This window comes from Runella zeae DSM 19591, from assembly GCF_000423565.1.
Lineage (GTDB): Bacteria > Bacteroidota > Bacteroidia > Cytophagales > Spirosomataceae > Runella > Runella zeae.
This window is the reverse complement of the sequence record NZ_AUIF01000003.1, coordinates 260,216-282,304: the sequence shown is the minus strand read 5'-3', so window position 1 is coordinate 282,304 and position 22,089 is coordinate 260,216. Positions and strand designations below refer to the sequence as shown.

The window sequence follows — 22,089 nt, the reverse complement described above, 5'->3', positions numbered from 1 at the left end:
ATAAATTCATTGCATGAAGTTGCCGATTGAATATCGCTTTTACCCATCTTTGCTCAACACTTATTCGCGATTTTTGCAAGGGAAAATAAATAAACAAGAGCTAATTGACCGTATCAATCGCGTACCCATTCCCCAAACCGAGGCTCAGTTGCGTGGAGTGTCGTTTGAGGATGCAGTATTGAAAGGCATTGGCGAAGACCAGTTTGATGCCAATATCTTAGCCGAAGTACGTCAGCGTCTTCCCAAACCCATCGTCCAAACCCAAGTGTATTGTCAATACCAAATCAACGATGTATTGATTTATGGTTTTGTGGATGTACTAGGACGCAAAGAAGCCCTTGATCTCAAAACTACCTCTCATTACGAGGCCAATCGCTTTCAGCAAGACCACCAAAACTTCTACCTTCCTGCACTTTATACGAGAGGTGTTAAGCAAATGAGGTATTTAATCACCGATTTTGCACAAGTATATGAAGAAGTGTACGAAACTAGCCTTGATTTTGAAGGGCAACTGGAAGAAGTATATAGCTTCAAAAGCTTTCTTAGCGAGCATAGAGATTTGATTACTGATGCCAAGGTTTTTAGTAGAAAAAAGTAACTTTGCGACGCCTAATCCTCTTTGTACCACTAAGGACACTAAGATGCACTAAGAAATGACTAAAAAAGAAGTCAATCAAGTAGCCTACGAAATTGTAGGTTGTGCTATAGAAGTTCACAAACAAGTGGGGCCAGGACTATTGGAATCGGTATATGAGATATGCCTTGTGCAAGAGCTCAAAGTAAAAGGTTTCCAAATAGTAAGGCAATTGAGCGTTCCTATCACTTATAAAGGCGTTCGATTAGATGCTGAATTACGATTAGATTTATTAGTAAATGACTGTGTCGTGGTAGAATTAAAGGCTGTAGAAAATCTAATTCCACTTTATGAAGCGCAGTTATTAACTTATATGAAACTGTTACAAAAACCTAAAGGATTGCTCATTAATTTTCATACCGAAAACATCACAAAAAGCATTAAGCCTATGGTAAATGAGTTTTTCTCTATTTTACCTTAGTGATAACTTAGTGCCTTAGTGGTTAAATTAAAATGAAACTCTGGCAAAAAGAAACTACCTCTATCTCTGAGAAAATCGAAAAATTCACCGTCGGACGTGACCGTGAAATGGATTTATATTTGGCTCCCTACGATGTATTGGGCAATATCGCTCATGCCACCATGCTCAAAAGCGTAGGATTATTGGAAAAAGAAGAATTAACTCTTCTAAAAGCAGAGTTAAAAACCATTTATGAAGAAATCCAACAAGGAAAGTTTGAAATAGAAGACGGCGTAGAAGACGTACATTCGCAAGTAGAGCTACTCCTTACCCGCAAACTCGGCGATATAGGAAAAAAAATACATAGCGGACGCTCACGCAACGACCAAGTCTTGGTGGACATGAAGCTTTTTACCCGAAACCGCCTAGAAGAAGTCGCTTTAGCCTCTAAAAAATTATTCGATTTGTTGATTCAACGCTCCAATCAACACAAAAACGACCTCTTACCGGGCTATACGCATTTGCAAATTGCCATGCCTTCTTCTTTTGGGTTGTGGTTTGGGGCGTATGGCGAAGCTTTGGTAGATGACATGAGCGTGATTCAGACCGCTTATAAACTTTCCAACAAAAACCCTTTGGGCTCAGGAGCGGGCTATGGTTCGTCATTCCCGCTTAACCGTACCATGACTACTCAATTGTTGGGCTTCGAAACCCTCCATTACAATGTAGTGTATGCGCAGATGTCGCGCGGGAAAACCGAACAAACGGCTCTTACGGCTATTGCCGCTTTAGCAGCCACCTTGTCTCGATTAGCAATGGATGTATGCTTGTACAATAGCCAAAACTTTGCTTTTGTGACTCTTCCCGACGACCTCACGACGGGAAGCAGCATCATGCCTCACAAAAAAAATCCTGACGTAGCCGAGCTATTACGCGCCAAAACCAATCGACTGAAAGCACTGCCTACCGAAATCACAATGGTAATGAGCAATTTGCCTTCGGGTTATCACCGAGATATGCAGTTGTTGAAAGAATTGCTCATGCCAGCTTTTGACGAAATACTCGACTGCCTCGACATTACTCACTTTATGCTCCAACATCTGCAAGTAAAGCCCAATCTTCTGGCCGATACTAAGTACGATTTATTATTTAGCGTCGAAAGGGTCAATGAGCTAGTAGTACAAGGGGTACCTTTCAGAGATGCTTATCGACAAGTAGGAAAGGAAATCAACGAAGGTACTTACCAAGCCTCCCGCGATTTAAAGCATACGCACGAAGGAAGTATTGGCAACTTATGCAACGACCAAATCACTAATCTTATGGACGCCGAAATGCAGCGTTTCGGTTTTGATAAAGTACATGTAGCTGTTGAAGAACTGTTAAAATAATCTTTTATTTCCACTCTCTATTTTCTAAAATGGAGAGTGGAAACCCCTCCCCTAGTCTTTTGGCTTTACAAATAATCTCAACAACCCCACAACCGACACTACCACCAAAGCTATCACCCACAGTTTATTCGTAGCGTTTTGATTGGGGTTTTCGATGAGTTGTCTTATCTCTTGTGCTTCTAGTCCGACCCATACCGCTAGTACAGTACGAGGTATCATCCCCAAAAAACCACCTAGCATTATATTCTTGAATCTTACTTTCATAAGTGCAAAAACCAAGTTGGTGAGGGCAAAAGGCAAGACTGGGGATAATTTCGTAAAAAACACGAAAGTAAATTCATCCTTGTGTACTCTATTCAGTACCTTCGCTACTTTAGGGTATTTTTTTACTTTTTCTAATAAAACATCGGTATCCAACTGCCTTACAAAAACATAAACTAGCCCAATAGCCATTAGATTAAGCAATACCAGAGGTACAATAGCCTTCCATCCCAAAAAATACCCAAATCCAAAGGCCAACAAAGTGGGAGGAATTAATGCTACAGCACAAGCCAAAGCGCAACCTATACATACCAATACCCATTCATAAGTATGAAAATTAGCAATCAAATTTTCGTTTTGAATAATCCACGCACCTACTAACGAACTTGTTAGGAATGGAAGTATTGTCAAAAAAAATGCCGAGAGACTCGGCATCAGGGAAATATTTTTAAAAGACATAACTCTGGTCAAAAGGCTGCAAATTTACCTAAATCTCTTAAGCATAGGTATTCAACATCACTGGCATCACTAGCATCAATATATCTTCATCATCGTCTTTTTCCATCGGAATCACAATCCCCGCTCTATTGGGAGCCGACAACTCAAAAGACAAGGTAGTAGCATCTAAATTGTTGAGCATTTCAATCAAAAACTTAGCATTGAAACCAATCTCCATTTCATCTCCATTGTACTCGCAAAGCAAACGTTCATTGGCTTCATTGGCATAGTCTAAATCTTCCGCCGAAATCACAAGCTGATTTGGTGGCGTCAGTTTCAGGCGAATTTGATGAGTGGTTCTATTTGAATAAATTGAAATACGCCGCAAAGAATTCAGAATCTCTCCTCTGCTAATGGTCAATACGTTGGGATTATTGGTCGGAATCGCATTTTCATAATCAGGAAAGCGCTCGTCAATCAGACGGCAAATCATCCTAATATTGGCAAAGCTAAAAAAAGCATTGGCTTGACTAAACTCTGCTTTTACCACAACATTTTCGGAGGGCAAAGAAGACTTCAGCAGATTTAGAGCCTTACGTGGAATAATCATCGTAGTATCTACTACCGATTTGACATCATAACGGCGATAACGAATCAAACGGTGCCCATCCGTAGCTACAAAGGTGGCATAATCTGAACCCAATTGTAAAAATACCCCTGTCATAGCTGGCCGAAGCTCATCAGTACTGGTGGCAAATATGGTATTTGCAATAGCATTTTGAAGAGCTACAGACGACAACTCTACCGAAAACGAACGATTGACCGAGGGAATTTTAGGAAAATCAATGGGATTTTCACCCGCAAGTTTATAACGGCCATTGTCCGAAACAATCTCTATTCCAAAAGTATCGTTATCCACATTGACTGCTATCGGCTGCTCTGGTAGGCCACGAAGCGTATCCAATAATAATTTGGCTGGAATAGCTATAGCCCCTTTATCCAACGATTCTACCTGAAATTCCGTAATCATTACGGTTTGCAAGTCAGAAGCCGTAACAGTCAATAGATTAGTATCTAGTTGAAAAAGAAAATTTTCGAGAATAGGAACAATCGGGTTGGTAGAAACGACGCCGTTGATAGTCGCGAGTTGTTTTAACAACACTGACGACGATACAATGAATTTCATAGCTAGATTTAGATATTATTTAATCAACAAAATTAATAAAAATCAAGCTTAAATCAAATTAAGAGTATTGGGCGGCCTTATTTCTAAGATAGAAGTCAACCAACACAAGAGCCGCCATTGCTTCTACGATGGGCACCGCACGGGGCAGCACACAGGGATCATGACGGCCTTTGCCTTGGACTACTATTTTTTCGCCTTCTTGATTTACACTTTCTTGGTCTTGCATGATGGTAGCTACCGGCTTAAAAGCCACTTTAAAGAAAATATCTTCGCCGTTTGAGATGCCTCCTTGTATACCTCCCGAATGATTGGTGCGGGTTCTTACTGTTCCGTTTTCGTCGGTATAAAAGGCATCATTGTGCTGCGAACCTAATAATTCTACCCCTTCAAAGCCGCTACCATATTCAAAACCTTTGACAGCATTGATACTTAGCATAGCTTTTCCCAATTCGGCATGTAGTTTGTCAAATACTGGTTCTCCCCATCCTACTGGTGTACCATTAATGACGCAGTTTATTACTCCTCCGATGGAATCACCTTTTTTTCGAATTTCATCAATATAGTCAAACATAACTTGAGCCATCTCAGGATCAGGACAGCGCACCGCGTTGGTATCTGTCAAACTTAAGTCAAGTTCTTGATAGGGTTTCGATAGTTTGAGTTTTCCTACTTGAGATACATAGGCTTGGACAGTCACTCCCAGCTGGTTTAGTAATATTTTGGCTAATGCTCCTGCCGCTACCCGCGCTGCTGTTTCTCTAGCAGAGCTTCTTCCTCCCCCTCTATAGTCTCTTACCCCATATTTGGCTTGATAGGTATAATCAGCATGTGAAGGTCGGTATTGCTGTGAAATGTGCGAATAGTCTTTGCTCCGCTGATCTTCGTTCCAGATAACCATAGAAATAGGAGTACCAGTGGTCTTTCCTTCAAAAACCCCTGACAAAACCTGCACGGTGTCAGCTTCGCGCCGCTGAGTAGTGATACGTGATTGCCCTGGCTTACGTCGATCTAGCTCTTGCTGGATAAACTCCAAGTCAAAATCTAGCCCAGCCGGACATCCTTCTACTATTACCCCAATAGCCGCCCCATGCGACTCGCCAAAAGTGGCTATTTTGAAAATTTTTCCGTAAGTGCTACTCATTATTTTTTAAAAATATAAATCATTCCAATCAACATCAACACAACTAAAATATTAGCTATGTTTCTGATTATCATTTGATAATTGACAACGGCTATTGCCGAATCCCATTGCTCAATTCCCATATAAATTGACTCGGCTTCTGAGGTAGCTAGCTGAGTTGTCATCATATCTTCACCCGTTATTACTAGTTTTAAGTTAGAGTGAAGCGTATCGTATGATTGTTTTTTAGTGTTAAAATAAACCCAGAAAACTAGGTTATTCAAATCAAACTCTCCGTGTTGTTTAGGAATAATTTGATAACTAAAGATTTTTTCTCCGGCTATCTTACCCTTTTGTCTCAGTACATTGTTGATAATATCAGGAGAATATATATCAAACAAGGAGTTATTTGAAAACGTTGGTTCCCTTATGGCCTGAATATTGCCAGTTCCTTTGATTCGAAAATCATATTGATAACTCTTGCCTGTCTCTAAGGAATAGTTACTAATTTTTTCTTCAAGTCTAAAATCTCCCACGATTACTTGATTGCGCAATGGATGAGGAGGAAGGTTTAGAACATTGATAGACAATGGCTTAGAAGTAAAAGTCTGTAACGCCGCTACTTCTTCCCCTGAGGCATTTTCTTTGACCGTTTTCATCGTCCAACTTACTGTCGGAATCTGAATAGTTTGATTATTGAGCGGAAAAAAAGATGCTTGGTATATTCTGTATTCCATAAAACGCTTGTCTCCAATCTCAACCGGAATGGTCGGTATTTCTTGAATTCCAAAATTTTCTTCCCAACAGCTCGCTGGTTTAAGCGATTTCAAGACTTTTTCAAGTTGTTTTTCGACCTCATAAAACTCCATATCAGTGGCATTGTTTTCGGATACGAGCAGCGAAAGTCGAAGATTAAAGCCTTCCTGTACATATACTCGCCTTTTGTCTACCGCCACCACCAAAAAAGCCCCTTGGGCTGCCTCACTTTGCATTTCGGGCGTAATTTGGGAAGCTACATCCATTTCCTCCTCTTCATTTTCAACTTTACTAGCTTCGACCACCACTTCTGTTCCTTCCGACCTAAGTACCTGCTTGTTTACCAAAATTTCGATAGGGCCAGTATCAAAAGTACCAGCCTTAAGTGGATAGTAGTTTTGAGAAATTGTATAGGTTACAAGCGTATTACCGCCGATTTTATTGGTAAGACTTGAGCGGGAACTTTCTCTTTTTTGAAAGTTTTTTATGTTGTCAGGGAATGTTACCAAAGGTGCTTGATCAAACCCTGTGATTTTGACTGAAATCGTAAATGGCTCTTGAAGATTGATGGTAGTGCCCGTAAATTCAACCAAAAAAGGGTTTTCGGTATTTTGGGCATCTACTGTAAGTATAATGCAAAAAAAAGTAAAAAAAAGTATATATTTGCCGTGTATTTTCATCGCGAAGTATTAATGCAAAATTAATAGACCCTTTTAACATAATTTCTATAATTATGCGTTAATTTTAAAGAGTGCTCCATCCTCACAATTGTTCTTTCTAAATTCTGAACCTGCTATGGCAACTATGTTAGATTTTATCAAGCTTGTACTTGTGAAAGTCAGTTTTGACAAAAAATTATTTGAAAAAGAATTACGTAAAGCACTAAAAGTGTTGTTGCCCGATGACGTTAAGAAGCTTAAAGCTTGGTGTTATGAACATTTTAGTGACAAATACCACGTCATTCTTAATCAGTATTTTAGTAGGCATCAACTCGTGGTTTAATAATCACTTTTATGGTGCAAAAAAAGCCTCTCGTATCAGCTACGAGAGGCTTTTTTTATGACCAAAGCTAGCCTAAGATTTTTTGGCTGGAGCTTTTGAAGGTGTCTTGGCGGCAGGTTGAGCAGGCTCAGGCGCCGGCGGATTCAAAAACTCAGTCGCTGTTTTATTTCCTGGATCTATTTCCAAGAGTTTTGTGAACCATTCTTTTGCTTTAGCTTCATCTTTTTGTGCAGTGAAAGCATAGGCTCCTAAAACTTGGTAGAAAAGCTTCAAGTTACTTTTTTTGGTATCATCCATTGGAGCAGTATCAGCAGCTACTAATTTTATGTAGTTTTCCATCAAAGGAATCGCTTTACCATTTTCCATTACTTCTTCTCTAGTGTATGCAAAGTAGTTGGCTTTGGCACGCTGAGCATAGGGATACAAGAAGTCTGGCTTACGCTCAATCATCTGAATGTAAAGCGAATCTGCTTTTAAGAAATAGTCACGTTTCTTTTCACGCAAAGATGCAGAATCAGCGCCCGTAGGGAAGATACGGTTTGCTACGTTATAAATAGGCAACGAAAGGTTTACAAGGTCTTGCAAAGAAGGGTTCTTTTCCCACTTCAAGGCTTTTTCGTAATAGGTAATCGCCTTTTCATAATCTTTAGCTCCATTGTAGAAAGCCGCAATTTCTTTGTAGCCATTTTCTACAGTATCCATTTCTGCTGCTTTTTCGAGATTAGCAATAGCTGCCGCAGTATCTGCTGGTGTAACTCTCAACATCGAATTTCCGAGATAGCGGTAGTCGTTATCAATAGCTTTTTGAGGAGCTTTTTGTAAAAACTTCTTCAAGTTTTCAATCGCTTTCTCATATTGATTCTCCTTATAAGCAGCCCATCCCAACATACGATACAATACGTCATTGTCACGACCACTTTGCATCACTTTCGTAGTTTTGGGGCCTACTTTTCCAAATTCTTCGGCAACAAAGTTGAATTGGGCACTTCTTAGAATCTCATCATCAGTAGCACATGCACCCAACTTTTCTACATAAGCATCCATAAATTTAGATGCATTTTTATATTGACGCACAAAGAAATAAAGTTCAGCGTATTCTTTATTAGCAGGTGCGTAATCAGGATCTACTTCGATTGCTTTTTTGAAGTTGGTTTGTGCCAGTTCATAGTTGCGACCAGCCCAATAGATTTTTGCTACTTTTGCAAATGCTTCACCTAAGCTAGGGTTTGCATTGATAGCATCTTCGTAGGCAGACACAGCCGGGCCAGCTTCTCCTTTTAAGAAGAAAGCATCACCTTTTGACATATAAACTTCTTGGTTTTTAGAACCATTTTTAAGCATTAATGCAATAGCGATATCGGCAAGTTCAACGGCACGAGCAGGGTCTGTTGTTTTATAGATTGGCTTCATAGAGTCAATCATAACATATCCCGTATAAGCTTCGCTAATACGTTGTAATACTTCGATATTTTTATTTTTGGTTGCTTTTAAAATTTCTGCGAAGGTAGTTTGAGCACTAGTACGATCTCCTTGAGCCAAAGCCACAGCTCCTAGTCCTACTTTGTTGAGGTTATCTTTGCTTTTCGGATCAGCTGCTAAGCCTTTTTCAAAGGCTCCTTTAGCGAGATCCGGCTGCTTGGTGCGTAGATAATAATAACCTAGATAAAATTGATTTTCAGCAGAAGGTGTGGCCGTCGCCAACTTTTCAAATGTTTCTTTAGCCAAACATGACTGATTGCCATCCAATTGTTTTAAACCAGTAGCAACATCTTGGGCAATAGCCTGACTGCAAACGAACGCACTTGCGGAAAACGCTACTAACCACGATTTGAATCTAATGTTCATCTTTCAGTAGGTTGTTGTAAATGTGGGGTGATAAAAAAAATTTGTGATTCAGAAACGGGAAACAAAACTATAAAATTGTGCCTTAATCGAAAAATTTTATATCTCTTTCTTTAAAATTACTTCTCGATTAAATGGTTTTGCGGGCCAAAGGCCACATTTTTCAATAATTAAACTTCCAACATCTCGCATTATATAATTGAGTAGTCCACTTCCTAAGCCAGAGTGCATTTCACGGCTAATCACATATACTTTTCGCGATAAAGGATAACGTTTAAGACCCAAGCCTTCTTGAAAAGGTTGATAATATTCGTCTAAAGTAGCATCTGCTTTGGAAGCAACTCCCATCACTCTCAATCCTTGGGATAGCTCTGCCGTAAGCGGGGCATCACCGTCACTAAGCCAATTTACGCCAATAAAACCAAGCGCTCTAGGATTTTGTCTTACATATTCAATAACAGCCTTATTAGAACCTGCCGAAAAAATATTAATTCCTTGGATGTTGGTCAAACCAAATTTGGTCATCACATAGTTGAGATTGCTAGAATTTGCATTATCAAAAACCAATGTGATATTCCCTTTTTGATTTCCTCCTTTTAGCGCTTCCCACGTTTTTGTTTTACCATTAAATACAGACGACAATTCTTGTATAGTAATGAGGCTATCGGTATTGGTGCGATTGGTGAGAAGAGCAACACCATCGGTAGCGATGTGTTGAGGATTATAGCGAATTCCTTGAGATTTCAAGGTTTTTTGTTCATCACTTGTAAGTTCACGAGTGATAAAAGCCAGTCGAACACTATCCCTCAACACCATAGATATGGCGATTTGCTCAGGTTGGTACAACACATTGAAGTGTGTTTCGGGATAGGTATGTTGATATGCTTGTGTAATCTGCTCCACCATCGGCTGAAGCGATTCGTCAGAGGCAATAGCAATAGTACCGTGAGAAGTCGAATCTTCCGGTTTTTTGCAAGAAGTCAACTCATAGCCCATAAAGGCTATAATTATTAATACATATAAATAAAACCTATGAATCTTCACTTTTTTGCTGATCATATCCACGATAAAACCTATAACCTCCGTACACTATCAACAATGCTCCAAATAAGTATCTTAAAATTCCCGATGGTAACATACCAAAAGTAGCGGAGGAGGCCACCAAAAAGAGGCCTCCTCCAAAATATGCCAGCCCAACGGCTATTGACAATAATGCCATGAGCCGATTATGAAGTGGTTTACGCTTCATATATTATCTTACTCCAATACAAAGCTAATTGGTAAGTTGTACTTCACCCGTACGTTACGACCAGATTGCTTTCCAGGTTTCCATTTAGGCATACCTTTTACTACGCGGATAGCTTCTTCGTCACAACCAAATCCAAGGCCTTTTAGTACCGAAATATCTTGAATACTTCCATCTGTATTTACTACAAATGTCATAAATACTCTACCTGATACGTTGGCACGAGAGGCAGCGGCAGGATACTTAATGTTTTTGCTTAAGTATTGTCCTAAAGCGGCCATCCCACCTGGGAATTCGGGGTTTTGCTCTACCACTTGGAAGATTTGCTCTTCCACTGGAGCAGCTTCTACTACTTTTACCTCCTCTTTTACGGGAGCAGTTTCTTCAGGAGCGATAATAGCTTCTTCAGCATTTTCATCTCCTTCTTGTGTTTTATCAGCTACTGCTGCTTTCTCCAACTCCTCTACTACTGGTGGAGGTGACTCTTCTGGTACTTCCTCATCTTTCTTTACTTCGGGAGGAAGGAACTTGATAGTAGCCACTTTAGGCAACTCCACTGGTGGTGGCGGCGGCGGTGGTGGCTCATTAGGGTCAATTGGTGGTGGTGGTATCTTCATCAAGTCAATTTCCTGCATGAATTGTTCTTCTTCTTGCTTCGGAATCAAGCTGATGAGAGCTGGAGAGAGCATCGCCAATACAAACAAACCGATACCAATAAACATGGATTTGGTCAATGTAGGACGATATGCTTTCCGGAGGTCATACGCACCATACGCTTTATTGCGATTCTCGAATATAATATCATCGAGAGTGACCGCGGATGCTTTAGTTTCAGCCATTGCGTTTGGATAGTTTTTTGATTACAATTTAATCTGCTTTATCTCCTAAAAGTTCTTTTTCGCTAGGAGTAAGTACATCAACAAGGGCGTATCGCTTGCTTTTGGTTACAGCCATTTCATCAAGCGCATCTACCATGTTTTTGTAAGTGCTACTTTTCAAAGGCTTAATAACCACCACAAACTGACTAAGGCCTTTGTCATCTTTTCCAAATTCACGATCTACTTGTGCTTGAGATTGAAAAATCAAAGTACGCAAATCTGGGCCGTAAGAGATTTTTTTCAAATCAGTTTTGGCTTTATCGTCATCAGCAGCAATTCTATCTAGTGCCCATACAGTGTTGTCTTTTCCTAAAAAAAGAGTCAATACTTTAGACGCTTTCAAAGGCTCTGACTGTTGTTCTTTTACATCAGTCTGCTTATCAGGCACCGCCAATGACATTGATGAAGGCTTGCTAAGTGTAGTTGCCAAGATGAAGAACGTAATGAGCAGGAAGCCCAAGTCCACCATCGGAGTCATATCTACGCGAGTCGAGGCTTTTTTACTGCGGACTTTCTTATCACCATGTCCGCCACCACCACCTTGTGCTATTTCTGCCATTTCTTTAAAATTTTAATAGTGGTTTGGTTATTAATCTGCTTTCCAGCCCGCTGGTGGTGCTTCTGTTCCGGTGATAAGGTTAAATTTGTTGATGTTTTGAGCTTGCAATGATGCCATTACATCCTTAAACACTGGAAATTTCGCTACATTATCACCTTTGATTGCAATACGCAAATCTTTGTTGGCACGGCGAGCTTGATAAATCCACTTAGCCAACTCATTTTGGGCGGTTGAGTCTGTAGGGATACCTGGCTGAGGAACTTCCTTCATTTTGTCAGGGTTAGTTACTCCTACATTCAACCATTGAGGTAAAGAACGGATAGGGACACCAAAGTTAGCTTGGAGTGAAAATACTTTCTTTTGTTTGTCAGTAAACTGTATACCTTCAGTTTGAGAAATATTTTCCAACATACCAAGGCGAGTTACCTGATTGTCCACCCCAAAATACACTTTTCCGTCTTTGCCTATGCTAATAATCATAATATCCTTATCGGGAACTTTGATAGCCGAGATAGAAGATGGCGTTTCGATAGTAGCCGCATCTTGTGCTTTAAACTGAGCCGTCAAAATAAAGAAGGTCAGCAACAAGAAAGCTACGTCGCACATTGCCGTCATATCCATCATCGGATAGTTCCGCTTGGGTTTTACAGCAGGCATAATACTTTCGGTTTAAATTGACAATACAAATATAAAACAATAACAAATACTAAGCAAATATTTATATATAATTTTTTTATATATCACATTTGCTTGCAGCTCTCATCATTAGTTGTGAGCTGAGAAGTTTTGTTGAATGCTCAATCCGACTTCGTCAATTTTGTAAGTCAATGTATCAATACGGCTAGTGAAGTAGCTATACATGATAGTTGCAATAGCAGCAGTACCGATACCAAGTGCCGTGTTTACAAGAGCTTCAGAGATACCTGTTGCAAGAGCACCTGTATCAGGAGCACCTGTATTACCCATAGCGGCAAATGCACGAATCATACCCAATACCGTTCCAAGAAGAGCAGTCAAGGTAGATACTGAAGCCAAAGTCGCAATGATAGTCAAGTTTTTCTCAAGCATTGGAAGCTCAAGGGTAGTAGCTTCTTCAACTTCTTTTTGAAGAGCTGCCAATTTTTGATCTTTAGTTAACTCAGTTTCGGTACGAAGCTCAATGAACTTGTGAAGAGCTGTTTTTACTACGTTACCTACTGAGCCTTTTTGTCTGTCGCACTCTTTGATAGCAGCCTCAATCTCATTTTTGTCAAGAAGAGATTTTACTTTGCGAACAAACTCATCAATTGAACCAGACCCATTGGCACGGCCAAGGATAAAGAAACGCTCAATTGAGAATACTAATACCGTTAAGAAACAGGTAAATAACAAAGGTACGATGGGTCCCCCTTCATAAACGATACCGAAATAATCACCTGATTTTGGTCCCTTCTCGTGGTCGCCATCTACGAAGTGACTAGGGTCACCGCAAATGTATTGATAAACCAAGTACGCGATAACCAACAATACAGGAATGACCAGAATGGGGTTGAGACCACCAGCTGATTTTTTAGGAGCGGCCGCCTTGGCCGGTGCGGGAGATGTAGCCTTCTTTTCCATCAGACTTACTTTTAGGGTTTAATTGAAAAAATAGTTTAAGTGTTTGCGCTGTAAAGAAAACGAAAATTTTAGATGGTTAATGATTTCACCAAGAAAATTTTTGTTGGCATTTTTTTAAAATAGTTACAAAAAATGCGGTACAAAGCTATGATTTTTCAGAAAAAAAACTGCTTATCAGTCTATTAGTTTTTTTTAATTTTTTTAAAATCTATCATCACCAATGAGTAATAATAAGATTTTTTTGCCTCTTTTTGTCCTCTTTCTTACTTCTTCCATAGTATCCGTACCATACTTAACTTGCTTTTCTTCTTGTGTCTCTCAGAGACCCGTCTCTACTTTGTATACCTTCTAATGTTACTAAGAATTTAATCCAAAGTACGTTTCGTTTTAGTTTTACTCTACCAAAATTGGTCATATCAAATACTTTCACCAAACTGTTTGGGTGTCTCCCACTTCTCAAGTAACAAGTATACCAATCTCACTTTCAGGTATATTACGAGATGGTATATGGAAGTTTTGAGAGATTAAACTTACACTCTAAAATTTTTATATTTTCTCATTTTTTCACTTCCTAGGCTTCTTATGCATTACTTTTTAATGCATTAAGGGTACTTTTTTACAATAGTCAATATTTTGGGACTCTCGCTCTTTGATGCCAAATAAGTATATTTTTTGTACATAATCAAATTTCAATAAGGCATAGTTGGCACGATTTATGATTTAAGCCCTCATTATGAAATCCTCCTTAAAAAAGACTTTTTTAATCGCCTGTACATTACTAGCCCAAACTTTGTGGGCGAGTCATGCCAGTGACTGTGATGGCATCGTGACGCCTACTATAAGTAGCGAAAAAAGTATCAGTTGCTCAGGGCAAGCTGTCTTGTTAAAGGCTTCAGGCTGTGAAGGTAAAGTAGTATGGTCAAATCAAAAAACAGGCAATTCTGTTTTTGTATACCCCACCCAAACTTCTAGCTATACTGCCTATTGCCAAAAGGACGAATGTAAAAGCGCACTTTCTAATAGTATTACTATTTTAATCAATACCCCTGCTACTCCCACAATCAAAGCATCAAACAATAAAATCTGTTTGGGAGAGTCGGTAACACTCAATGCAACAGGCTGTGCGGGAGAAGTGATTTGGTCTAATGGAAGCACCGGAAACGAAATTACGGTATATCCTACCAATACCACTAAATATACAGCTACTTGCCGCAATGAAGGGTGTATTAGCTGTTTTTCGGATGATATTATCATTACCATAATGGGCGGAGAGCCTTTAAAACTTACGGCCACCAAGTCTACAATATGTGCTGGAGAGACGACTTCTTTGACAGCCCAAGGCAATTGTGCCGGGACAATTCGATGGTCTACTAACCAAACAGGTAGTAGCATTAGTGTTTCGCCCCAAAATACAACGGAGTATTGGGCTTATTGCGAAAGCACCGCCTGTAATATTGTCAAGAGCAGTATGTATGTGTCGGTAGTGCCTCCCCTTCCTCCCACTATTAGTGCCTCAAAAAATACTCTTTGCGCGGGCGAAAATCTTATCTTAACCGCCACGGGTTGCACAGGTATTGTAGAATGGGACAACGGAATGCAAGGGCAGTCTATTACAGTCACTCCTTTAGAAAACGCCCAATACATCGCTTATTGCAAACGTGGCGATTGTAAAAGTAGTCCTTCTCAGGCCTTTAAAGTATATGTAGGCAGCAGTATACCCTCACGCCCAGAAGTCGTCACCGAAATGACAAACCAATGCCCATTTGTTACGGTAGATTTGTCGTCAGCTTTACTCAAAAAAGCACCTGAGGGGATAACCTACGAAGTTCATACTAGTTCTTCTGCTAGCTCTCTCTCTCTTAAAGAAGTGGGAGCTATTAGTGAAAATCGTACTTTTTACTTTTTTGCCCGTCATATGGCTACTGGGTGTCTGAGCGAGCCAGCGGCTGTTAGTGTCAAACTCCAAGCCTGCACCCAATCACTTGCACTTTGTACGACCAATCCCGCTACGGCAAAAATCACCAAAACGGAGCAAACTACCCTTAACAACTACCTATTAGAAGGCTCAATAGGGGGAGTGGCAAGCAGCGCCCAATGGCTTAGTAATGGTACGGGTACTTTTAGTACTACTAATGGTCTCACTACCATTTATACACCTTCTTCTGAAGACCGTCAGGCCGGAAAAGTAACAATCAGTTTTGTCAGTAATGATCCTGACGCTGAAGGGCCTTGCCACGCAGGAAGCGATATCACATACCTCACGCTTCAACCTAACCAAAGTGGAGCAAAAGAAATGGTAGGTATCAATAAAACTTTAAAAGGGTGGACTAGTGTTGGGGCTAATATCTACGAAATCGAATACTTAATTCAGGTTGTGAATATGGGCAGTAATATCCTAAAACAAATACAAGTCATAGACAGCCTAGATAAAACTTTTCGGAGTGGTGCAATTGTTCTCACTCCTACTGTCGTAAAAATTTTCGAGCCGTCAGTAGGAAGTTCGCCACTCGTCGATACATCTTATCAAGGAAGCAACAATCATTATCAGCTTTTGGTACCCGAAACCCTCTCTCTTGCGGCAGGGCAGGCGCTTACGTTATCTGTGATAGCTAAGGTTGACTTTACCAACGCAACAGATAGTATTTTTAATAATACGGCTTTTGTCTCTGCCATTGATATCAATGGTCATACTTTAGTTGACCAATCCACCAACGGCAACTGGCCTGACATCAATCAAAATCAAGATCCAAGTGATGACCTTACTCCCACCCCTCTAGCTCTCAACAGCCTAAATGGAAAAGACAATGATGTTTTTATACCAGAAGGATTTTCTCCAAACTCTGACGGTATCAATGATTTCTTGATTATCAGAAAACCTCAAAACTTACGTGCCTCTCTAGAAATCTATAATCGTTGGGGAGGTCTTATTTATACTGCCGACGACTACAAAAATGACTGGAATGGAGGAATATCTTCCCAAAACGCTCTTCCTGCTGGCACTTATTTTTATAGTGTCAAGCTCAGTGATGGTCGAGAATTATCTAAGTTTTTGACAATAAGTCGCTAATCACAATTCGTTGAAACTAATATTTACAAAAACAGGGACGGGACTTAAAACCATATACCCCCATGAGGAAATTAAAATATCTTTGTTTGGTTACGTTATTTGCAATGACGACAGTAATAGCTCAAAAGCCTTTTCGTGAAACATTGCTACAACAGGCCAATCGCCAATTTGATTTACAAGCTTATGCCAAAGCTGTTGCCCTGTATCAAGAAGCACTAGAAAATGGCTTGGCTCCTCTTGAACAACGTCATCAAGCGGAGTTAAATATGGCTTATGCCTACTTCCGATTAGGAGACAGCCCAAAAGCAGAAGAATTTTATAAAAAAGCCCTAGCTGATAATAGTATTCTTAAAGGGGCTTCTATATACCATTATTTGCATTATGCCAAAGTCTTAGCCAATAATGGTGACATGCAGGCCTCTCAACGCTACTATGAACTTTATGAAACTACAAAAGCGGCTGAAGATAGAAAAAGTCAAGAATCCCTAACCTTGACCAAACGTAAAATCACTTACCGTCTGGATTACTTAGCTATCAACACTCCAAATGCGGAATTTAGTCCCGCTTATTTTAAAGACGGACTTGTTTTTGTATCAGGTAAGGCACCAGCTGCTATCTCATCCGAAGCACCTGAGAAAGGATATTTAGACCTGTTTTATATTGCAAAACCAGATGAGATAAAATCAATCAGCTCATTGAATGCTGAAGGTGAAGAAGAAGAAGCTAAAGACAATACCAAACCTCCTCGCACTCAAGGACGACGACTAGGTTCGGATGCTTACACTCGTGTTACTTCAAATGATTCAAAATCCCTAGGTACTTATAACAGCTACGGACTCGATGACCTACGAGGCAGTAAAGGTGAAGTGGTGCGCCCAGGCAAACCTGTTCCTTTTAGTAAAGCCCTCAATACTCGTTTTCATGAAGGCCCTGCTACTTTTAGCGCTGACGGCTCGCAGATTATTTTTACCCGCAACAACTTCAACGAAGGACATAAAGGCGTAAGTGAAGACAATAATGTCAAACTTAAACTTTATAGCGCACAATGGGGCACTGATGATTGGACCAACATCAAAGAACTTCCTTTCAATAGCGATGACTACTCCACCGCCCATCCTTCCTTAAGCAAAGACGGCAACCTTTTGTATTTTGTATCAGATATGCCCAATGGCGTAGGAGGCAAAGATATTTATGTTTCTCGTCTCGAAAACGGTCAATGGACTTCTCCTGTCAATCTAGGTAAAACATTAAATACCAAGCAAGATGAACTATTCCCTTTTGTAGATGACCGAGGAAATCTTTATTTCTCTACCGCAGGCCGTAAAGGTAGCTTAGGGGGGATGGATTTGTACTATGCCATTTTGAGTAAAGACGGCACAAAAGTTATTGAAGTAATTCACCTAGATGCTCCTATCAATTCCAAAGGAGATGATTTTGGACTAGTAACAGATGGCGCTCGGACAATGGGGTATTTTAGTAGTAACCGTCGAGAGGGCGATGACGATATTTATCGTTTTACGCGCGAGAGTTCTATGTATGAATGCCGAGAACTTCTAATCAAAGTATTTGAAAGCGAATCTATGCAGCCACTAGAAGGAGCAACTATCACAGTACGGTCTAAAATCGGCGGAGAACCTTTAGAAAAAGGGCTAAAAACAAGCTCTAATGGATGGGCACATCTATGCTTAGCTTCCGACAATGATTTTGTCTTTTCGGTGTCTAAAGAAGGATTTATCGATAATACTGTGGGTTTCTCTACCCGTCATCTTACCGATGATAAACCTACAAGGTTGGAAGTAAGTATTAGCCAACCTACAGGAGTAGAACCAATGACAACTTCCAACTTAGAAAAAAAAAAAACTTCCGCGAATGATTCTCTCCAAATTTTAAAACATTCTAAAGTAAAAGGAGTAGTCAGGACAGAAACCAACAGTCAACCTATTGAAGGAGTACTGGTAAAGCTCAGAAATGAGTGTGACAAAAAAATATATGAAGTTATCACCGGCCCAGACGGTAGGTATGAATTTGAAATTTCGGAAGGTTGTGATTATACCCTCATCTATTCAAAAGATACTTATGGAACCAATACCCTGAAAATCAAAAAAGTTTCTAAAAAAACACCCCCAAAAGTATTGTCTAAAGATGTTGGCCTACTTAAAAAAGGAGATATTGTACAACTTGATAATATTTATCATGACCAAGGAAAACAAGGTTTAAGACCCGACGCAGCCCGTGAACTCGACAAAATCGTAGCCACTATGAAGCGATATCCCTCTTTACAAGCCGAAATCTTATCGCATACTGATAGCAGAGGAGATGCAAACTCCAATAAAATACTCTCTCAAAAAAGAGCCCAAGCTGTCGTAGACTATATGGCATCCAAAGGTATAGCTCGCTCTCGTATGAAAGCTACTGGCATGGGTGAAAGCATGCCCGTCAATGGCTGCGTAGATGGCGTAATATGTACAGAAGCGGAATATCAAAGAAATAGAAGAACAGAATTCAAAGTACTAGAAATCAGATAATTAACCAATCATATTCGATACTAAAAGAGAGCAGGGTATATACCTTGCTCTCTTTTTTATTGAGGTTCATTGATAAAAAGTCTATTTTTGACGGTTGCTTTCCTATTTCTATTATAAGTACCATAACAAACACTAAAAGCATACAAAATGGGTCTTCGATCTTCGTTAAGTAAACCACTTGCCAAGTACATTGCCAATCAGCAACAAACTTGGATGTACAATGCTCCCGCTTTTCAAAATATTTGGTACAAAAAACTAGTTAATCAAGCCAAAAACACTGCTTTTGGAAGAGACCACTTCTTCAAAGACATTCATTCTTACGAAGATTTTAAGCAAGCAGTGCCCGTTAGAGATTATGAAGATATTAAAGGCTATGTTCAGCAAATTATTGAAGGCAAGGATGATATTCTGTGGCCTGGCAAACCTCTCTACTTTGCTAAAACCTCGGGTACTACTTCAGGTACCAAATATATACCTATCAGCAAAGATTCTATACCCAACCATATCAATTCGGCACGGGATGCGTTACTCAACTACATCAACGAAACGGGTAAAGCAGACTTCCTAGATAATAAACTCATTTTTCTATCTGGAAGCCCTGTACTAGACACCAAAGGAAGTGTACCGACGGGGCGGCTTTCGGGTATTTCGAACCATCACGTACCCGCCTATCTCCGCACCAATCAGCTGCCGAGCTATGAGACTAATTGTATCGAAGAATGGGAGGAAAAATTGGATCGCATTATCGATGAAACGATTCATCAACCTATGGGATTAATTTCGGGTATTCCTCCTTGGGTACAAATGTATTTCGACCGAATCAATGCCCGTACAGGCAAACCTATCAAAGACGTATTTCCTACTTTTGAGTTATTTGTATATGGTGGGGTTAACTTTGAGCCTTATCGTGCCAAATTGTACGACTCTATAGGTAAAAAAATAGACTCTATCGAAACCTACCCTGCTTCGGAAGGTTTCATTGCCTATCAAGATTCACAACATGCAGAGGGGCTTTTACTACTTGCTAATAGTGGCATCTTCTTTGAGTTTATTCCGACAGATGAGTTTTTCAACGAAAACCCTTCACGCTTGTCTTTAGAAGAAGTAGAAATTGGCAAAAACTATGCTCTTATTATCAACAACAACGCGGGGCTTTGGGGATATTCGATAGGAGACACGGTCAAATTTGTATCAAAAAATCCATATCGCCTTTTAGTCACTGGCCGCATCAAACATTTTATTTCGGCCTTTGGCGAACATGTCATTGGAGAAGAAGTAGAAAAAGCTTTAAAATATGCCATGCAGCGGCATCCCGAAACCGAAGTAGTGGAATTTACAGTGGCACCTATGGTATCTCCTTCTGAAGGGCTTCCATATCATGAATGGCTGATCGAATTTGCTACTCCTCCTAACGACCTTCCGCAATTTTCGCTAGATATTGACAAACGTCTTACCGAACTCAACGTATACTATGACGACTTGATTGCGGGTAGTATTCTGAGACCTTTAAAAATACATTCTTTACCAAAGAATGCATTCATTAATTATATGCGCTCCCAAGGAAAGCTGGGCGGGCAAAACAAAGTCCCTCGATTGGCCAATGACCGAAAAATTGCCGATGTAATCGTAAGGCTCTAAAGCTAGGCAAACTTTTTCATAAAATAGCACTGTAGAATTTCTCCTTTTCGTATCACTCCCTTTTGAGTCATAACAATGACCAAAAGGGAGTTTTTTTACATCCAACTCCTATCATTTTGGTATAATTTTTGCTATATTTTTTATACTTTTATCAAGATTTTTAAAATTCCAACAAAACAGTTTTAAAATAACAACTTGATTAGGGTATAGCCTAAAAATGCACTTAGAAATACCTCTAAAAATACGTCACTTTTAGGACTGTTTGGCATACTATTTTTACCGTTAAATAAGTTTTGTTTTGTAATAAAACTTAGGGTGTTATATTGCAACTAACTGATACTCTTAGTTTAATTTTTTTGGCGGTTGCACAATTTTTAACTAACTTTACGTTAATTATGCTGTTCAGCTATGAAAAAACGATGTAAAAAAGCCTTTTTTTGAGTATTGCATCGTATTGTTTAACTAACCAAAAATCGTTTTGAAAAGAAGACAATGCATCATCTTATCAACGCTTCTATTGTCAAGCGGAGTAGTTAAAGCTGAGGGCTTTAACGAATCTTCATGTATTCGTTTTTGTGACGAGCCTCTGCCCGTTTACGAAAACAAAGTGCTTAATTATTTTCAGTCGGCTTTGCTGCACACGGCTAGCTTACCACTACCCCAAATCAAAGCCAAAGCGGAGAAGTTTTTTAAGGTCATTGACCCGATTTTAGAGCAATATCAAGTACCCAGAGATTTTAAATATTTGTGTGTTGTTGAAAGTGCTCTTAACCCAAAAGCTATTTCTCATAAAGGAGCATATGGGTATTGGCAATTTATGCCGCACACTGCACGCGCAATGGGTCTGGTCATTGACAGCAAAGTAGACGAACGTGAAAACCTCGTCAAATCCACTCACGCAGCTTGTCAATACTTTTTAAGCCTCTACAATGAGCTAGGCTCTTGGTCGTTGGTGGCAGCAGCTTACAATGCAGGCCCCACTAAGGTAAAAAAGTATCTGAGGAATCACGGAAAAACAAGCTACTATCATTTACGGATTAGCAACGAAAACCGTAAGTACCTTTATCGAGTCTTGGCGGCGAAAGAACTCTTCACTCGCCCCATCATGTATAAAGCAGTAGTTGAGGAAGGGCTGAGCCTTCAGAAGTACATCATGCGACATGGCGTAGCTTTAGGACTTATAATGCCTCCTAAAGTAAAACTTAAATCATCTAACAAAGACAAACTAGAAATCGAAGTGCTTTCTTCTACATTTAATGAAGGGATTTTAACTGGCTTCGAAGATTTAGTGCCACTGTCTTTCAAACGCAAAGGTGATTTCAGACGTTTCAATCAAGAATTGTACGAAGATTTGGAATTGGCACAAAATCAAGAAAAAAGAAAACGGCTCATATGGTGGCGCGCCCCTAGGGTGAACACTCGCCGCCGCAACGACTTGCAAACGCTCCTTTCGGAAGCTCGTAGCAAGCTTGGCCGACAGCCACTGTCCAAAACAGGCTTAGCATAATTAAACAAAAAGGCCATCCGTAGGGATGGCCTTTTTGTTTTGA

19 protein-coding genes are annotated in these 22,089 nt (G+C 39.9%); 8 read left to right on the top strand and 11 right to left on the bottom strand.

What is annotated here, in order from left to right; all coding sequences use genetic code 11:
* Nucleotides 1-13 precede the first annotated feature (13 nt).
* From G563_RS0101290 to argH, 3 genes are read left to right on the top strand one after another with little or no spacing between them, the layout of a single operon-like run.
* Complete coding sequence (locus G563_RS0101290) at nt 14-598, top strand: PD-(D/E)XK nuclease family protein (protein ID WP_037325750.1); 585 nt, start codon at nt 14-16, stop codon at nt 596-598.
* Nucleotides 599-653: 55 nt separating this feature from the next.
* Complete coding sequence (locus G563_RS0101285; protein ID WP_028663698.1) at nt 654-1,055, top strand: GxxExxY protein; 402 nt, start codon at nt 654-656, stop codon at nt 1,053-1,055.
* Between the two features lie 32 nt (nt 1,056-1,087).
* The gene (gene argH / locus G563_RS0101280) at nt 1,088-2,422 is read left to right on the top strand and encodes an argininosuccinate lyase (protein ID WP_028663697.1); all 1,335 of its coding nucleotides are present in this window, start codon (nt 1,088-1,090) and stop codon (nt 2,420-2,422) included.
* A 51-nt stretch (nt 2,423-2,473) separates the two neighbouring features.
* On the opposite strand, the gene G563_RS0101275 is transcribed toward argH, so the two are convergent.
* The 4 genes from G563_RS0101275 to G563_RS0101260 all read right to left on the bottom strand — a co-directional run bounded on the left by G563_RS0101275 (nt 2,474) and on the right by G563_RS0101260 (nt 6,863).
* Nucleotides 2,474-3,118, bottom strand: coding sequence for a TVP38/TMEM64 family protein (locus G563_RS0101275; RefSeq protein ID WP_229598423.1), 645 nt, complete (start codon nt 3,116-3,118; stop codon nt 2,474-2,476).
* A gap of 61 nt (nt 3,119-3,179) precedes the next feature.
* Nucleotides 3,180-4,307, bottom strand: a complete 1,128-nt coding sequence (gene dnaN, locus G563_RS0101270) for a DNA polymerase III subunit beta (protein ID WP_028663695.1) — start codon at nt 4,305-4,307, stop codon at nt 3,180-3,182.
* 58 nt (nt 4,308-4,365) lie between these two features.
* Nucleotides 4,366-5,448, bottom strand: coding sequence for a chorismate synthase (aroC, locus tag G563_RS0101265; protein WP_028663694.1), 1,083 nt, complete (start codon nt 5,446-5,448; stop codon nt 4,366-4,368).
* Nucleotides 5,448-6,863: a BatD family protein gene (locus tag G563_RS0101260; protein WP_028663693.1), complete on the bottom strand. Its 1,416-nt coding sequence runs from the start codon at nt 6,861-6,863 to the stop codon at nt 5,448-5,450. Before G563_RS0101260 ends, aroC begins: the two co-directional genes overlap by 1 nt.
* A 115-nt stretch (nt 6,864-6,978) precedes the next feature.
* Here G563_RS0101260 and G563_RS0101255 point away from each other — a divergent pair, with 115 nt between their 5' ends.
* Nucleotides 6,979-7,185 (top strand): hypothetical protein, encoded by a 207-nt coding sequence (locus tag G563_RS0101255; protein WP_028663692.1) that lies wholly within the window; start codon nt 6,979-6,981, stop codon nt 7,183-7,185.
* A gap of 72 nt (nt 7,186-7,257) precedes the next feature.
* On the opposite strand, the gene G563_RS0101250 is transcribed toward G563_RS0101255, so the two are convergent.
* The 7 genes from G563_RS0101250 to G563_RS0101220 form a co-directional block, all read right to left on the bottom strand.
* The gene (locus G563_RS0101250) at nt 7,258-9,030 is read right to left on the bottom strand and encodes a tetratricopeptide repeat protein (RefSeq protein WP_028663691.1); all 1,773 of its coding nucleotides are present in this window, start codon (nt 9,028-9,030) and stop codon (nt 7,258-7,260) included.
* Between the two features lie 96 nt (nt 9,031-9,126).
* Nucleotides 9,127-10,023 (bottom strand): PstS family phosphate ABC transporter substrate-binding protein, encoded by an 897-nt coding sequence (locus G563_RS0101245; protein ID WP_229598422.1) that lies wholly within the window; start codon nt 10,021-10,023, stop codon nt 9,127-9,129.
* A 34-nt stretch (nt 10,024-10,057) separates the two neighbouring features.
* A complete protein-coding gene (locus G563_RS0101240; protein WP_028663689.1) occupies nt 10,058-10,276 on the bottom strand; it encodes a hypothetical protein in 219 nt (72 codons plus the stop codon).
* Nucleotides 10,277-10,284: 8 nt separating this feature from the next.
* On the bottom strand, nt 10,285-11,112 hold the full coding sequence (locus G563_RS0101235) for an energy transducer TonB (RefSeq protein WP_028663688.1): 828 nt from the start codon (nt 11,110-11,112) through the stop codon (nt 10,285-10,287).
* Between the two features lie 28 nt (nt 11,113-11,140).
* Entirely contained in the window at nt 11,141-11,710 is a 570-nt protein-coding gene (locus G563_RS0101230; protein WP_028663687.1) for an ExbD/TolR family protein, read from the bottom strand.
* A gap of 30 nt (nt 11,711-11,740) precedes the next feature.
* Nucleotides 11,741-12,367: an ExbD/TolR family protein gene (locus tag G563_RS0101225; RefSeq protein WP_028663686.1), complete on the bottom strand. Its 627-nt coding sequence runs from the start codon at nt 12,365-12,367 to the stop codon at nt 11,741-11,743.
* Between the two features lie 108 nt (nt 12,368-12,475).
* Nucleotides 12,476-13,309: a MotA/TolQ/ExbB proton channel family protein gene (locus tag G563_RS0101220; protein ID WP_028663685.1), complete on the bottom strand. Its 834-nt coding sequence runs from the start codon at nt 13,307-13,309 to the stop codon at nt 12,476-12,478.
* Nucleotides 13,310-14,042: 733 nt separating this feature from the next.
* On the opposite strand from G563_RS0101220, the gene G563_RS0101215 reads away from it, so the two are divergent.
* From G563_RS0101215 to G563_RS36645, 4 genes are all read left to right on the top strand, one after another.
* Nucleotides 14,043-16,376 (top strand): T9SS type B sorting domain-containing protein, encoded by a 2,334-nt coding sequence (locus G563_RS0101215; protein WP_084650721.1) that lies wholly within the window; start codon nt 14,043-14,045, stop codon nt 16,374-16,376.
* Between the two features lie 62 nt (nt 16,377-16,438).
* Nucleotides 16,439-18,901, top strand: a complete 2,463-nt coding sequence (locus G563_RS39115; RefSeq protein WP_028663683.1) for an OmpA family protein — start codon at nt 16,439-16,441, stop codon at nt 18,899-18,901.
* A gap of 147 nt (nt 18,902-19,048) precedes the next feature.
* Complete coding sequence (locus G563_RS0101200) at nt 19,049-20,539, top strand: GH3 auxin-responsive promoter family protein (protein WP_028663682.1); 1,491 nt, start codon at nt 19,049-19,051, stop codon at nt 20,537-20,539.
* Nucleotides 20,540-21,017: 478 nt separating this feature from the next.
* Nucleotides 21,018-22,046 carry a lytic transglycosylase domain-containing protein gene (locus G563_RS36645; protein WP_169579702.1) on the top strand — a complete coding sequence of 343 codons (1,029 nt, stop codon included), beginning with the start codon at nt 21,018-21,020 and terminating at the stop codon, nt 22,044-22,046.
* Nucleotides 22,047-22,089: the final 43 nt, after the last annotated feature.